Here is a 15,491-nt window from a genome sequence, read left to right on the forward strand (position 1 = left end):
TTGATTAAAACATTAAAGCCATTTCTGCTGCTTGGCAGTGGCATTCATTGCCGCATATGGTGCAAACATAACCGTCATTGAGGCAGTTTTCGAGCCAACGGTCATCATGAACTTTGACCAGCTTACCACCTGCTTTAGAAAAGTACTTTACCGCGCCATTACCTGGGCTTTGCATCCATAGATGAGCAACACCTGCCAATGCGCCTTGTTGTCTAAGTGCCACGATTGACTCATGGAGTAACTTTGGACCTATGCCTTGACCTTGTGCCTCTGGTGCCACAGCAATGCATTTGAAGTATGCCATTTGCGAGGGTAATACCGGCCAGTTTTTAGGTGTACACCATTTATCAATGGGCCACTGCTCTGCGGCATAGCTGGTGCGAAAACCAAGCAACTGTCCTTGTTCATCTAATGCGACAAAGCAAGCGTTAATATCGAATTTAGTGCCCATAGCGACCATTTTTTTGAGACCTGGCGCATCAAGGTAGTTGTCGCCATGTACTTGGTTGGCAAGTTTGATGACGGCGTGATGGTGTTCTGGGCGTAATTCAGTAATGACCATAATTTAAATACCTGCTTGTTTTTAACCTTATTACCTTACTGTGAATTTAATAATAAATCTTTATGAAAAGGCAGGAACACAAAAATTTATTTAAACGCTGTTTTCACTTTGTTATTAATCAATTAGTGACAAGTACAACAGTGCAGGTTAAAAAACCACCGAATTGGATTGTTACAATCCTTTACATAAAGTGATTGACAGCGATGTCATTTGATTAATACTGTGAGTTAATTGTGTGAACTTTATGTTTCACGCTTGATACAACGTAAAGGAAGGAAGAACAACATGTACAAACTCACTCCCTTGGTGGTTGCACTGAATTTGGCGGCGATCACGAGCGCTGGCGCAATGACAATAGAACCTGACCCGCAAAACCCCGGTGGTTATTTGGTTTCAAAAGCAGAGCTGGACGAAGCCGCACAAAGCAAAACCAGTGACCCAATGTACGCCATTTGGGCTAAAGCTTTGGAAACGCGTGACAATAGTATTGTAGAGGCAATTGCACCCGGTCTTAGCACTAACCCTGACAATGTAAAACGTGTTGAAAGCGTATTTCCACAAGCGCAATGGGATTTCTTGACGCAGATGGCTGCGCCGGAATATACCTACACACGCTTTTTACGAGCAATCGGAAAGTTTCCTGCCTTTTGTGGCGACTACACTGATGGACGTGATGCCGATGCCATTTGTAAAAAATCTATCGTGACGGCATTTGCACATTTCTCACAAGAAACGGGGGGGCATATAGCCAAAGACAATGTGTCTGATAACCCGTTGGGTCTTGAAGAGTGGCAACAAGCGTTAGTACATGTGCGTGAAATGGGCTGGTCAGAAGGGCAACCAGGATATACAACAGGTTGCGGTCAGAATGACTGGCAAAACCGACGCTGGCCGTGCGCGAGCGGACAGGGCTACTTTGGTCGTGGTGCAAAGCAGTTGTCGTACCACTTTAACTACGGTGCATTCTCAGAAGTTATGTTTAACGGCGATGCGACGGTGTTGTTAAATAATCCAGGTCTGGTGGCAGATTCATGGCTCAATCTAGCATCTGCTATATGGTTTTTCTTAACGCCACAGGCACCAAAGCCTGCGATGTTGCATGTGATTGACCGTACTTGGACGCCGTCGCAGCGTGAGCAAGATGCAGGGATCGGCTATGGCTTTGGGACTACCATTAATGTCATCAATGGTGGCATTGAATGTGGTGAGCAGAATAAAAATAAAGGACAGCCAGTAAACCGTATCCGTTACTGGGAGGGTCTATCACATCATTACAATGTGCCAATTGAAAGCGACGAAGAAAACACCTGCTGGCAACAAACACCATACGGTAGTCTCAACCTCAATGGGGCCACGGATGTACTTTACACCAACTGGGAAGGAGACTGGGCTTATTATTCCGACAGACCTGGTGGCTACTCTTTTGAATGTAAGTTAGTGGGTTATCAAACCGCATATTCTGCGCTGGTACCGGGAGATTATGAAAAGTGTGTAACCAACTTTTACCAATCACATGCTAGTTGGCCACAAGTACGTGTGGTGGACAACCTTGAACCACCTGTTGATGAGCCTCCAGTCGGCGGTGTACCCGCATGGGATGCGAGTAAAGTCTATGTAGGCGGTGAACAGGCCAGCTATAAAGGCGCGATTTACGAAGCAAAGTGGTGGACAAAAGGGGATGTGCCGGATTCGTCACAACCATGGAAGTTTGTCAAAAACGCTGAGTAATCACTAGCATTGCAAAAAGGTAAAAAGCCGATAGTGGCAAACTATCGGCTTTGCGTTAAATCTAGAGTAGGCTAGATTAACAAATTTACTGGTTGGTGTTGGCTTTGAAACTTTGGCCTAACTGATTCAACTGAGAAATTTAATTTACTCAGGTACAAATAAAATAGGAGCAGTGTCATATAAGCCAGACTGAAGTCTATCTTAACCTGATACTAATTTCTTACAATGAAAGAGATGTAATGAATTGTAAAAAGGTAATTTTTTACCTAAAGTGAGTCCTCAGGTGAGGAGCAATCGATACGCCTAAACAATCAGCCAACAGTTATTCCCCTTCTTTCATCGCTCAGCAGATTTTCTCGCGGTTGTACGTAAAAGCAGTTACAATTCGCCTTTATAACTCCCTAAATATGAGGTCATCTGTGTTTGCAGACCGTCAATGTGTAGAAACGCAAATCATTGCGCTTGAGCAAATTATGTTTACTGAACAATATGCGGATAAAGTAATCGAGCGAACGCTTGCTGAGCAGCCATATTGGGACCTTGCAACACGGCACGTTTTTGTAACTCAGACATATGATATTGTTCGCTGGTGGCGCAAGCTCGTATTTGCTGTGACTGGGTGTGACGAGGTGAGCCCGTCGGAAATTTGGCATATTTGGGGGGGTTATCAGTTGCTTGAAGGCAGCAGTGTGCCCCCGTGGCCTGAATTGGAAGGGCTAAGCTTGCAAAACATTGAGCAGAACCTCTCTAAAGCTTGTGATGCTCAGATGAACAGTTACCCCGACTGGCTTTGGCGACACGCCGAGCAAGAGCTGGGAGCGCAGTGGTCACAGGTTGCCTCTGGATTGAATACCCCAGCCAAGGCTTATCTTCGTGTTAATACGTTAAAAGCGCAGAGTCAACAGGTTCAGCAAGCACTGAGTGAAGAAAACATTATCACGCAGAGCATGACACTAGACAATGCGCTAGAGGTCACAAAATACGGGCACCTGTTTAAGTCTAAGGCCTTTTCTCAAGGCTGGTTTGAAATGCAAGATGCAGGTTCTCAGCAGATAGCACCCTTACTAGATGTTAAGCCCGGTTTACGCGTAGTCGATGCGTGTGCAGGTGCTGGGGGTAAGAGTCTTCACATCGCCGCTTTGATGCAAAATAAAGGCTACATTTTGTCAATGGATATTCATCAACACAAATTGGATGCATTGAAAAAGCGCGCAAAACGCTCTGGCGTACACATGCTTGAAACTCGCCTCATCAAAAACAGCAAAACAGTGAAGCGGTTAAAAGACAAGTTTGACCGTGTTTTACTGGATGTGCCGTGTTCTGGCACGGGTGTACTGCGCCGCAACCCAGATGCTAAATGGCACATCCAAAGCGATAATCTTGATTCGCTGGTCGCACTTCAAAGTGAAATATTACAGCGCTATAGCCAAATGTGTAAACCCGGTGGCCGATTGGTGTATGCGACTTGTTCAGTATTGCCGAGTGAAAACCAGCAACAGGTCGAGACCTTTTTGGCTAACAATCCTCATTTTAAACTAGTTGAAGAGCTACACCTGTTACCTGGCGTAAACAGTGAGTTTGATGGCTTTTATGGTGCTGCGTTAGAGCGTATCAGTGACTGATAAGTACTGACGCCACCACTAAAATCGCTACCGAACATAATCCATTAAGCCGCTTAATATGCTGGCGGCTTTTAAAGATGTTACCAAGTTTAGCCCCCGCCAGCAGCCATAGACCATCAATAACACTCACCAAAGCGATGCAAATTAGCGCGGTGATCACAATGCTCTGTGCTTTTTGCTCGGTGTGTATTTCAAATTGAGAAAACAGTGTGATCAACGAAGCATAAGCTTTGGGGTTAATGAGATTTAACAGCACGCCTTGCGAAAAACTAGGTATGAGCGACTTCTTGGGTTGCTGCGTATCTTGGAAGTACAGTTTATAAGCCAGATACACCAGGTAGCCCACACATACAAATGACAGCAATGATGACAACCGAGGTGAGCTTGCCAACAGTTGTGATAAACCAATATTAACTAATACCATAGCCAGTGACAGGCCTGTCAGAATGCCCGCCAGAAACGGTAAATTACGCTTGTATCCAAAGTTGGCGCCAGAGGCTAGTAAAGAAATAGGGGCAGGGCCGGGGCTGCCGAATAACAGTAGTGTCATAAAAAGCAAAGAGAATAGGGCGTCGTGCATAACAACTCCTTATAATTTATGCCACTGAACTACTGAGGTTAGCTCAGGCGCATCGGAGTCTGTATACGGTGGTTACATATTTTAAAGCAAGCCGTAGAACGGGCATATTGTTGTTAGAATGGTAAACCGAACACAAGACTCTTTGGCGCGGTTCTACGTACTTTATGATGTATTATTTCGCTTTCAACAATACTTTAAGCTTTGTTTACAAACCTTAAGCTGTCAATACGAATGATTAAATAACCTTAGCTAAGGTTATTTATGTAGCGAGTCAAGCTGCTCAAAGCAGCCAATAGGTTGACTCTGGCTCATGCTGCTATTTTCTTCATATTAAAGAAGCAAACAAGCGCTTGTTGTGGTCAAGAGAGTCTATTAAAGTAATGATTTATAGCCTATCTTTGGAGTATCAATGAGTTTTAGCAGGAGGCTGTTCTCACGTACGACACAATTTCGCAGCTTAGGGTTTACCATTGACCTAAAGCAAGGCGTGATCTTCAACCGCCATAAGCGCGAGCGCATTCGTGCAAAAACCCTACAAGTGTTGCAGGTGCTGCTGATGAATCGTCAGCAAGTGGTATCTAAACAACATCTATTAGAGACCATTTGGCAAGGAGTTGTGGTACAAGAGCAAGTACTTACTCAATCAATTAAAGAGCTGCGAGATATTCTCGGCTCTGAGGCGATTAAGACGTTTCCTAAAACTGGCTATCAGTGGATTGCTCCAGTCAAACCAATAATCAGCTGGCAGGCTAAAGCTTTTTTGGCAGCGCTGGTGTGCTGCTTTGCCACCGTTATAGCACTGGCAAGCTACTGGATGGTTCAGTCTCAAACACCGCACCTGAATATTGCGTTTTTGCCCGTTGAAAATGATATTCCCGATGAAATTCATCAGCGAGTGCCTTTGCGAGGAATGGAATACTTATCACAACAACTTCAGCATCACTCTGACCTTCGGGTAATCGGCCATGATCAGGTTTTATATGCGCTCGAACATACCAAAGCGAGCACTTCCTTACAGCCAACACAGGAGGTGCTCGTTAGTTTACAGCGTAAGCTTGCGGCTAATTTAATTGTTCTTACCCGTATCACCGGCTATCCACAAGACTATCAATTGCATTACACTTTGATGTTCGAGCATAACATTGAAAAGGGTGTCGAGTTTGCCCAAACTATCGAGCAAAGTTTTGATAAGCTTATCGCCTCGTTAGCGAAACGCTATGCGGGAGAGTATCAATTGACTGAACAAAATTGGCAGAGTGATTTCAGTAATGAAGCATTTGCACGAGGCGTTGAGCTTTACTTAAAGCAAGCCTACCAACAAGCAATCCCTTTGTTTTCTTCCGCTTTACAAGTAGAACCAAATTTACTGGCGGCACGTCGCTACCTTGCCGCTAGTTATGCAAACCTTCGCCAAGAAGGCAAAGCGATTGCAATTTTGCAATACACCACGCAGTTGCCTTACATTGAAAACACCAGAGAGTTGATCAGAGCACATCTAATGATTGGCTATTTACTTATAAATTGGCCACAGGGAGAGCCTAGGAGTCAAGAGTTACAAGCAGCTCAGCACCATATTGAGCAGGCTCAAAAACTGGCTCAAAACCAGCAAGATAAGCTGTTTATTGCTTACACTTATGAAGAGTTAGGTAAAATCAAGCGCTTGCAAGGGGAGTTCGAACATGCCGCACAATTATTGACTCAAGCACTTGAATATCATCGGTCATTCTATGGTCAGTATGGACAAACTGCGGCATTGATCGAACTGGCTAAAGTGAAGGCGGATCAAGGTCAGTTTTCGTCGGCAAACCAATACCTAGAACAGGCGCAGGAAATCGCCGATGATAATGGGGCTCCTGCAAATCAAATTTGGGTCTTGCTTGCCAAAGCGGATATTGCTCGGCTAAAAAATGAATTAATTAAAGCCGAACAATACGCTGTTCAAGCGCAGTCTATAGCACGTAACAGTGATCAACCGCACCTTATTTCGAGGGTCGAGGCTTGGTTTAATGACCGCTCACCTTACTCTTTGAATTAACATAACCTTCTAGGATAGTTACAAGCTACAATAGTCGTCGAGCTTTGGTTGCCAATCAGGCACAGTATCGAGTTGTTGAATGTTTTTTTCGCGCAGCTTTGCTACTTTACTCATAACCGTTTGCGTATCGAGTTTGGTATCCTTTATAAAGTAGACCCAATCTATATCTTGATAATATTGGCGCATCTCTGTGCTTTGCAAAATTTGTTCTGCAATAAACCACAGGTTGAAGTTAATCGACATCGCCACTTCTGGGTAAACCTTTGAACTATGTTCGGCGAACAGCTCACCATTGATGTAATAGTGCAATTGGTTGTCAGCTACCTGTAACAGCAAGGTATTCCATCCTTGCAAGCTTTTTTGGACAGTACTGTGTTCATGGACTTGTGTGAATGGATTGAGTTTAAATGTTTCCCATGATGTAGCAAATAATGTCTTATTGCCTTTCCCCCATCCGCCGTTGGCAAGATATTCAAAATCCATTTCGCTGTAATCTGGGTCCATAGGTGCTGCAAGTGGACTGATAGCATAAAAGGTTTCAACGATGCCATCACCATCGGGGCCATACTGTGGCTGGTCATTAAAGTACACACGAGCTGCATAAGTTCCGTCACGATATTTACGCTTGTGACACACTTGGGTGTGACGAGTATTTTGGGCGGAACCATCCGTTTTTGAAGTTAAACGCATCACAGTGTTGTTGTGATCAAGCGCATCGGGGTGAAAGCTCACCCCCTCTTGCCACCATTTTGCACCCTTTAAACCTGGGTGGCCTGTTTCAGTGCGTGCTTGCCAGCCATTCTCTTGGGCGTGTGCAAAGGTTTTGTAGCTAAAGTCATCAAACATGACGGCATTTTGCGCCGTTGCGCTATGAACGGTAACGATAGAAAGTGTGGTGATACTTAATTTTAGTAATTTATTTATAATCATTGTTTTATCCTTACTTATATAGGCTAGGTTGGCCTGACAACTTTGTAAGGAAAAAACGGTAAAAACTCTAATTAAAAATAATTAAATTGTTCCAAAAATAAAGTTAACCCATTGATGTATCTGCTTACTTTTTAGTTTATTGAGAGAGGGTCTATGGCTTTACTCCTGTTGTTTTTTAGTTTTGAGCCCTAACAATTTACTCCACTTCGGTTTTGTAGATTGAGAAGCCTCTGCTTTGATAGTTCTTCAATGCGCTTGGATGGTCCAAGTCACAAGTATGAACCCAGAGCCGTTTGGTTGTAGTGAGTGACCATGCAGTGTTAATTGCGTGACTAAGTAATGCACCACCATAGCCTTTACCAATAAAATCTGGCGTGAGTCCAAAGTAAGCTATCTCAACATGACCGTTATTTTGCATACTCAATTCGTAGTATCCGGCGATAGCACCTTGAACGTAAGCCACCCAAGTGCGGATATGATTACACTCAATATGGCTTCGCCACTGCTCTGTTGAGAACGACAATTTATCTGTCCACTGCCACTGTTTACCGACTAAGGCGTATAAAAATTGATTGAACTGTGGCTGGGCGAGCTCAACCTCTGTAATTGTCAACGGAGCAGGAATTGGTGAGGGGGTAAATGCTTGTTCACTCAGCATTTCAAGGTAGTAGGTTTGCATTATTTACATCCAGATTAAATTTTGAAAATGTTGAGCATTACACCATTGTTTTATGGTTCCTGCCAAATGGTCTAAATAGTTTGATGATCACTCGTTATTTTTTGTGGCTGTTAAGGCCATATCCCATGACAGGGTATCTCTCATATCATGGTATAATGAACGTACAACTTCTACCCGCTTTACAAGTGAGTTTACACTCGAAAAGCTACCTTCTGGTATATAAACCTCATACCAAGCTTATTGCTCTTTTTGGTAGTATTTGTCGATTGCGTACTGCATTAATGGCGGGTTAGCATCTTCTATACCAGCGACGAACAGTGAAATAAAATTAGGTTTTAGCCAACTATCTTTAGCCATTTGCTCTAATATGCCGATATTATCAAATACGTCTGCTTTGCTAATTGAAGCTGTATCAGCATTTTTCAAAATGAATAACTTTCTTGGTACAAAGATACTCGTGGCTGTACCACCTTTGCCCCAGTTTTGTTGATAAAACCACACTTGTGAACCATCTTTGGTTGGTACTAGGTAGGGCGGTTCTTTGGCGACAAAAGTTTTGTTTAAGTACACAGTTTTGCCACCCCAAAGGTTCTTTACCGGGATAACAAGTTCAATATTGTTTGAAAGTGTGTTACCACAAATTGCGTACCCGACAATCATCCAGCCAATTTGCCCCTGTTCTGAACGGATTGGTTCAACGTTAGGCTTTTCCTTGCGACAGCTAAACATGCGGCCACCAGAGGCGTTGCTGTGAACGAATTTACCATTTTCATACACACTGTACCTGAACAATTGTGCGGGTCCTGTTGCTGTGGTCACAGCTGTACTTGTTATTTTAAGCACATACTTATCTGAGCCATGAGTAAATTGCGCTTCTATAGTTGCCATACAGAAGTGGGAAAAGGTCAGTGCGGTAGCCGCGATGAATACTTTTATGCTCAAAAGATATTTTTGTTTTGATACTGGATGAAGGCTCATATTAAGGTCCTCATTTGGGAACTTGGAGGCGTATTGTAGTCAATTTAGTTTGTGAGGCAAGCGTCGATGAAGCGCTTTAGTGAAAGAATTTGAGACGTGTAGAATTGATAACACCCAGAAACGATAAAAGGGCCTTACGGCCCTTTGGTGAAGTATCGTTCAAGTTAGTATAAATGCCTTAACCCCTTAAGGCATTCAACCAATTGTTTTGCAAATGCGGCAGGTAATCTCGTTAAGTTTCTAAGCTAGCGAGAGGAAAAACCCTGCAATTGCTGCGCTCATTAGGTTAGCCATTGACCCTGCTAAAACCGCCCTGAGCCCTAAGCGTGCGATATCCTTTCTTCGACTTGGCGCCATACCGCCCAGTCCGCCTAGTAAGATTGCAATCGATGACAGGTTAGCAAAGCCACATAACGCGAATGTGACAATCGCTTGAGTATGTTCACTTAACCCTTCTCGATAATTCATAAAGTCTAAGTAGGCAACGAACTCGTTAACTACCAGCTTTTGACCGATAAAACTACCGGCTGTTACCGCTTCATTCCATGGTACACCAATCATCCAAGCAACCGGTGCGAAGAGGTAACCTAAAATTTCTTGCAATGTCAGTGATGGGTGATCAAACCAAGCACCAATACCACCTAACATGCCATTCAATAAAGCAATTAACGCAACAAAGGCAAGTAACATTGCACCTACGTTTAATGCAAGGTGCATCCCGCTTGACGCGCCAGCAGCGGCGGCATCAATGACGTTAACTGGTTTATCTTCCTCGGCGTTTACATCCGCCAAAGTCTGTTTTGGCTGCTCTGTTTCTGGCACAATCATTTTTGCCATCAAGAAGCCGCCGGGAGCTGCCATAAAGCTTGCCGCAATTAGGTATTTAAGCTCTACACCGATAGCAACATAACCCGCCATTACTGAACCTGCTACAGTTGCTAAACCACCTACCATTACTGCAAACAACTCTGATTTAGTCATGGTCGGTATAAATGGTTTAACAATCAAAGGCGCTTCAGTTTGACCAACGAAAATATTCGCTGTTGCTGATAACGACTCAGGCTTTGATGTTTTGAGCAGCTTTTGCAGCCCACCACCTAAAATTTTAATGATCCATTCCATAATACCGAGGTAGTACAAAACCGCTACCAAGGCTGAAAAGAATACAATAACGGGTAAAACCTGTACCGCGAAGATAAAGCCAAGTGAGCTTTTATCTGCCAGCGGTCCAAATAAGAACCCAATACCATCATTGGCATAGCCAATTACAGCTGAAACTGCGCTGGACATACTTGCTAAAGCATTTTTACCCGCTTCAACAAACAGTACAAAGCCGCCAATCGCGATTTGCATCGCAAGCGCTACGCCAACCGTACGTTTATTAATAGCACTACGATTTGTTGAAAAACCGTATGCCACGCTCAGTAGCATTATCATGCCCACCAAGCTCATTATTGTTGTCATGCCCTAAAGTCCCGTTTTATTCTTGCAGTAAATATTTTATTTTACTTTTAATTATATCAATCGCAACGCGATTCATACCGCCACGGGTGACGACCAAGTCGGCATTGTGCTTCGAAGGCTCAATAAACTGATAAAACATTGGTCTTACCGTTGCTTGATATTGTTCAACCACAGACGGTAAGCTTCTACCGCGTTGTTCAATGTCTCTTTGCATTCTACGCAGTAAACAAATATCCAAAGGCGTATCAATAAACACCTTGATATCAAATTCTTCACTTAATGCGGGGTCGCTTAACAGTAAAATTCCTTCAATAATTAATATCTTAGCGGGAGTCACTGTGCGCGTTTCGCTGCTACGTGTGTGTTGGGCGTAATCATATGTAGGCACTTCTACAGAATTACCCAACCGCAATTGCTCTAAATGAGAGCGTAGCAAGTCGTGCTCAAACGCATCCGGATGGTCATAGTTTGTTTGTGTTCTATGCTCAAATGGTAGATGCGATTGATCTTTATAATAAGCATCTTCCTCAATGATGGCGATAGCGCCTGATTCGAGCTCATTAATCAATTCGTTATATATTGTTTGCGTAAATAGAGATTTGCCAGAAGCAGAAGCCCCAGCAATGGCTATAATTGTTCGTGTCACTAAAGTTCACACCCAGCAGTTGTTAACGTTGGAAGATCACAATAGCAAAAAAGACACGATTAATCTCTTTTGCTTCGCTTAGGATGCAAATTTAGCGATTTTGCAGACAACAAAACAGGACTTATGTCCTGTGGGACAAAATCAACAAGTTCAACGCAGATAATGAATTTTATGATGCTTTTATGACAGCGGACTTATGTCCTGTACGATTATTCGGAGCAACAATAAAGTAGCAATCTATGGGAGCGCAAGTTGAATAATTACACAAATGTAAACCCATGTCTTGTAAAAATGAGGTAAACAATGGCAAGAGCAATCATTTTAATGGCGGATAGCCTAGGCATTGGTGCCGCTCCAGACGCTGAAAAGTTTGGTGATGTTGGGGCAAATACACTTGCACACCTCTTACAAGCATATAAAAAGGAAACAGGCAATGCACTGCCTTTACCTAACTTGAGCCGGTTAGGTTTACTCGATGCATGCGAAGCTGCGGGCAACGAACACTGTGAAACCAGTGAACGTCAACCAGCGCAAGCCGCATGGGGTTATGCCAAAGAGCTATCAAGTGGTAAAGATACGCCATCGGGCCATTGGGAAATGGCGGGTGTCCCTGTGTTGTTTGATTGGGGTTACTTCCCAAATACAACACCTTGTTTTCCTCAGGCGTTTGTCGATGAGCTATGCAAGCGCGCTGATATTCCAGGCATTTTAGGTAACTGTTATGCCTCTGGAACAACAATTTTAGAACAACTGGGTGAAGAGCATGTAAAAACAGACATGCCTATTTGTTACACCTCAGTTGATAGCGTTTTTCAAATAGCCGCTCATGAGCAATCGTTCGGCCTTGACAAGCTTTATCAGGTATGTGAAATCGCACGGGCACTGCTTGATGAAATGAATATAGGAAGAGTGATTGCGCGGCCGTTTATAGGCACTTCGAGTGCCGACTTTATTCGTACCGGTAATCGTCGAGATTACTCGGTTTTACCACCAGCGCCCACGGTTCTTGATAAGTTGGCCGCAGATGGTGGTGAAGTGATCAGTGTTGGTAAAATTGCCGATATTTATGCACACCAAGGCATAACTCAAAAGCACAAAGCGCCTGGGTTAATGAACTTGTTGGAGAAAACTGCGGAGCTAGTAGACAGCGCGCCTGAACACAGTTTAATTTTCACTAATTTAGTGGATTTTGACGAAAAATTTGGCCATCGCCGTAATGCCGTTGGGTATGCTGAAGCGCTTGCACAGTTTGATGCATTTTTGCCGACTATACTAGATAAGTTGCAAAGCGATGACTTGTTGTTGATCACGGCGGATCATGGTTGTGACCCAACAGCAGCTGGTACCGACCATACACGCGAATATGTACCAGTATTGGCTTATACGCCGGATATGGTAAATGCTCCGTTAGGAGAAAGACAAAGTTTTGCAGACATAGGTCAAACCCTTGCCCAGTGGTTTAATTTATCTGCGCTTGAGTATGGTGAAGGGTTTATTTCTTCGCTAAACAAAGCATAAAAAAGGAAACAAACAATGAGCACACCTCATATTAGTGCAAACAGTGGTGATTTTGCCGAAACAGTATTAATGCCAGGCGACCCGCTTCGTGCGCAATATATTGCGGAGCACTTTTTAGAAGATGCACGCCAAGTGACTGGTGTTCGTAATATGTTCGGCTTCACAGGTACTTATAACGGTAAGCCGGTAAGTATCATGGGCTCAGGTATGGGTATTCCTTCAATGTCTATTTATGCCAGAGAACTTATTGTAAGTTATGGCGTAAAAAATCTGATCCGAATTGGTACGTGTGGCGGTATAAGTCAAGACATCAAAATTCGTGATGTAATTTTTGCACAAGGTGCAAGTACAGATTCGAACGTAAACCGTGCCCGTGTACGTGGCTACGACTTTGCAGCGATTGCAGATTTCGGTTTACTTGAAAATGGTGTTAACGCAGCACGCAAATTAGGCATTGAAGCGAAAGTAGGTAACGTATTTACCACAGATACTTTCTATCAGGCTGACAGCAGCTTTTACGAGCAACTAGACAAGCTTGGTATTATGGCTGTTGATATGGAAACAGCAGGCATGTATGGCGTTGCGGCAGAATATGGTGCTAAAGCGATGGCTTTATTCACAGTAAGTGATCATGTGATCACAGGTGAAGCAACACCTGCGGAGGAGCGTCAAAGCACCTTCAATGAAATGGTAAAAATCGCACTAGAGTCGATTTAAAAGTTTTAGTTTGCAGGTTGTCACAGCCTGCAAGCTTCAAGTTCCTTGGTAACGTAATCGCAGAGTTTTGGAGACACGCCTAAAACAAAGCGAATCACACCCAAAAAGCCGCACCCTGTGCGGCTTTTTTTTATCTGAATTTTCTCTGTAACCACTTCAATATCTTCAACTATGCTTATTAAATGATGACTTATGATGGTCGAATTTATGACGTCGATAGCACTGCTTTTTTCCACCTTACTCATGGTGCCTTTAACCACCGCACAGTTAGAGAATTTCACACAATTGGCTGGTAATGACCCAAAGCACGCGCTCGAACTATATCCCAAGTATTTAGCTAAGCTGGATGAGCAACACGTTGAGATGCAAGTTGCCTTACACCTCGACGCGCTACTGGCGGCAATGAATGCACACAGTTGGTCGGCTTTTGTGACGATTACACAGTCACTTAAGGAGGCGCAATTACAGGATATTTTAGCGGGCAAAAGATTCAAGCTACTGACTAGGGTGGGTGTTGCCTATCGGTATAACAACCAACTGGAGCAAGCAAAGCGCCATTATCAGTGTGCACTCGGTTTAGCCAATAGTGATTTAGAGCTGGCGACATTAAAAGTTAATCTAGCGATTGTATTTCGTTTGTTAGAGCAACCAGCTATGGCGTTTCAACTTATCGATAGTATTGATAGTGGGCAATTAACAACGCGTGTAAAAGCGGGCTATAGTGTGATCAGAGGCAACATTCTTCTATCTTTACATCGTTTTGATAATGCAGTGACATCATTTGAGCTGGCACATCGGCTCTACATTGAGTTGAATAACCAACAGTCTAGGATTGATGTCACTCGAAATATACTCGGTGCAGCACTTGCCTCAAAACAGCTCGAAGCTTACGCCAAATACCGCGCTAGTTATGTAGATGAGATACGCCAGTACAGCCCTAAGTCGCAAGATTATCTAACTTGGTTAGATATCATTAGTAATAGTATGCAAACAGGCTCGCTCACAGAGCAGGATGAAATATTCTTAAGGCAGCAGGTTAGTTCACTCATCGAACTTGGGTATAAGGAGCCGGTGAAAGCGCATTTGCACAATATTAATGCGATGTACCTCTATCCCAATGACGTAACAGGTAGAAAAGGCGCGCAAGCATTGCCAGAGAACCTAGGCAAGCCTTGGTGTCCCTCGCTTTGACTTTAATCGTTTATCTGCCATGTTTTATTTAGGAATAACCGCGCTTAAGAGCTGGAGGCTAAACAATGGCAAAGTGGACAACTGGGCATATATTAGAAATAAATTGGTGGACCCCTAGTTTATTCAGCTTAAGGATTTCGGCACACATTCAACCATTTAAAGCGGGTCAATTTACTAAGCTTGCGCTACAAGTGGGCGACAAGCGCATTGCTAGAGCGTACTCATTCGTTAACCCTCCCCAAGACCCTATTTTAGAGTTCTATTTAATAGAAGTACCCGACGGTAGTTTATCTGAACGTTTAGCTGAGCTAAAAGTTGGGGATGAGATAATGATTGAAGAGCAAGCAAATGGCTTTTTAACTTTAGATGAAATACCCTATGCGGACACTTTGTGGATGTTAAGTACAGGAACTGCGATTGGCCCGTTCTTATCGATTATTGCGCAAGGAGAACTGTGGAATAGATTCAAAAATGTGGTTTTGGTTCATGGTGTGCGAAACAACATAGATCTAACTTATCAAGACCGCATTAAGACCGCGCAAAAGTCATTCCCCCAGCTTCACTATGTACCCGCGGTATCAAGGGAGCAGCCAGAACTGGGCCTATCTGGTAGGATAACAAACTTGTTGGACTCAGGTGAGCTTGTCAAATATTGTGGCTATGACGCGCTACCTAAATCGAGTCACTTTATGTTGTGTGGTAACCCGCAGATGGTGAAAGATACAACTAACTTGTTAATTAGCAAAGGGTTTGAAAGACATCGTAGGGCCAAACCGGGTCATATAACAGTTGAACAGTACTGGTAGTTAGGGCACAGTTAGTTCTAAAGTGATGTAGGCCT

14 protein-coding genes are annotated in these 15,491 nt (G+C 43.5%); 7 read left to right on the forward strand and 7 right to left on the reverse strand.

Going from position 1 to position 15,491, the window contains the following annotated elements:
- Positions 1-4: 4 nt before the first annotated feature.
- On the reverse strand, positions 5-562 hold the full coding sequence (locus BET10_RS03835) for a GNAT family N-acetyltransferase (protein WP_070983535.1): 558 nt from the start codon (positions 560-562) through the stop codon (positions 5-7).
- Positions 563-847: 285 nt separating this feature from the next.
- On the opposite strand from BET10_RS03835, the gene BET10_RS03840 reads away from it, so the two are divergent.
- On the forward strand, positions 848-2,290 hold the full coding sequence (locus BET10_RS03840) for a chitinase (protein WP_083330432.1): 1,443 nt from the start codon (positions 848-850) through the stop codon (positions 2,288-2,290).
- 419 nt (positions 2,291-2,709) lie between these two features.
- Positions 2,710-3,912 (forward strand): RsmB/NOP family class I SAM-dependent RNA methyltransferase, encoded by a 1,203-nt coding sequence (locus BET10_RS03845; RefSeq protein ID WP_240503634.1) that lies wholly within the window; start codon positions 2,710-2,712, stop codon positions 3,910-3,912.
- Here the strand turns inward: BET10_RS03845 and BET10_RS03850 are convergent.
- The gene (locus BET10_RS03850) at positions 3,902-4,492 is read right to left on the reverse strand and encodes a LysE family translocator (protein WP_070983537.1); all 591 of its coding nucleotides are present in this window, start codon (positions 4,490-4,492) and stop codon (positions 3,902-3,904) included. The two genes, BET10_RS03845 and BET10_RS03850, sit on opposite strands and share 11 nt — an antisense overlap.
- Positions 4,493-4,901: 409 nt before the next feature.
- Between BET10_RS03850 and BET10_RS03855 the strand changes: the two genes are divergently transcribed.
- Positions 4,902-6,527, forward strand: coding sequence for a winged helix-turn-helix domain-containing protein (locus tag BET10_RS03855; RefSeq protein ID WP_070983539.1), 1,626 nt, complete (start codon positions 4,902-4,904; stop codon positions 6,525-6,527).
- A gap of 18 nt (positions 6,528-6,545) precedes the next feature.
- On the opposite strand, the gene BET10_RS03860 is transcribed toward BET10_RS03855, so the two are convergent.
- From BET10_RS03860 to udk, 5 genes are all read right to left on the reverse strand, one after another.
- Positions 6,546-7,457, reverse strand: coding sequence for a glycoside hydrolase family 16 protein (locus BET10_RS03860; RefSeq protein WP_070983541.1), 912 nt, complete (start codon positions 7,455-7,457; stop codon positions 6,546-6,548).
- Positions 7,458-7,653: 196 nt separating this feature from the next.
- Positions 7,654-8,136 (reverse strand): GNAT family N-acetyltransferase, encoded by a 483-nt coding sequence (locus BET10_RS03865; protein ID WP_070983543.1) that lies wholly within the window; start codon positions 8,134-8,136, stop codon positions 7,654-7,656.
- A 237-nt stretch (positions 8,137-8,373) separates the two neighbouring features.
- Entirely contained in the window at positions 8,374-9,114 is a 741-nt protein-coding gene (locus BET10_RS03870; RefSeq protein WP_070983545.1) for a hypothetical protein, read from the reverse strand.
- A 240-nt stretch (positions 9,115-9,354) separates the two neighbouring features.
- On the reverse strand, positions 9,355-10,578 hold the full coding sequence (locus tag BET10_RS03875) for a NupC/NupG family nucleoside CNT transporter (protein WP_070983547.1): 1,224 nt from the start codon (positions 10,576-10,578) through the stop codon (positions 9,355-9,357).
- A 16-nt stretch (positions 10,579-10,594) separates the two neighbouring features.
- The gene (udk, locus tag BET10_RS03880; protein ID WP_070983550.1) at positions 10,595-11,224 is read right to left on the reverse strand and encodes a uridine kinase; all 630 of its coding nucleotides are present in this window, start codon (positions 11,222-11,224) and stop codon (positions 10,595-10,597) included.
- Between the two features lie 303 nt (positions 11,225-11,527).
- Between udk and BET10_RS03885 the strand changes: the two genes are divergently transcribed.
- The 4 genes from BET10_RS03885 (at position 11,528) to BET10_RS03905 (ending at position 15,456) form a co-directional block, all read left to right on the forward strand.
- Positions 11,528-12,742 carry a phosphopentomutase gene (locus BET10_RS03885; RefSeq protein ID WP_070983553.1) on the forward strand — a complete coding sequence of 405 codons (1,215 nt, stop codon included), beginning with the start codon at positions 11,528-11,530 and terminating at the stop codon, positions 12,740-12,742.
- Positions 12,743-12,757: 15 nt separating this feature from the next.
- Positions 12,758-13,459 carry a purine-nucleoside phosphorylase gene (deoD, locus tag BET10_RS03890; RefSeq protein WP_070983555.1) on the forward strand — a complete coding sequence of 234 codons (702 nt, stop codon included), beginning with the start codon at positions 12,758-12,760 and terminating at the stop codon, positions 13,457-13,459.
- A 192-nt stretch (positions 13,460-13,651) separates the two neighbouring features.
- A complete protein-coding gene (locus tag BET10_RS03900; protein ID WP_139158530.1) occupies positions 13,652-14,650 on the forward strand; it encodes a hypothetical protein in 999 nt (332 codons plus the stop codon).
- 65 nt (positions 14,651-14,715) lie between these two features.
- Entirely contained in the window at positions 14,716-15,456 is a 741-nt protein-coding gene (locus tag BET10_RS03905; RefSeq protein WP_070983562.1) for a ferredoxin--NADP reductase, read from the forward strand.
- The last annotated feature ends 35 nt before the right edge of the window (positions 15,457-15,491 follow it).

It is taken from the genome of Pseudoalteromonas amylolytica, from assembly GCF_001854605.1.
Taxonomy (GTDB): domain Bacteria; phylum Pseudomonadota; class Gammaproteobacteria; order Enterobacterales; family Alteromonadaceae; genus Pseudoalteromonas; species Pseudoalteromonas amylolytica.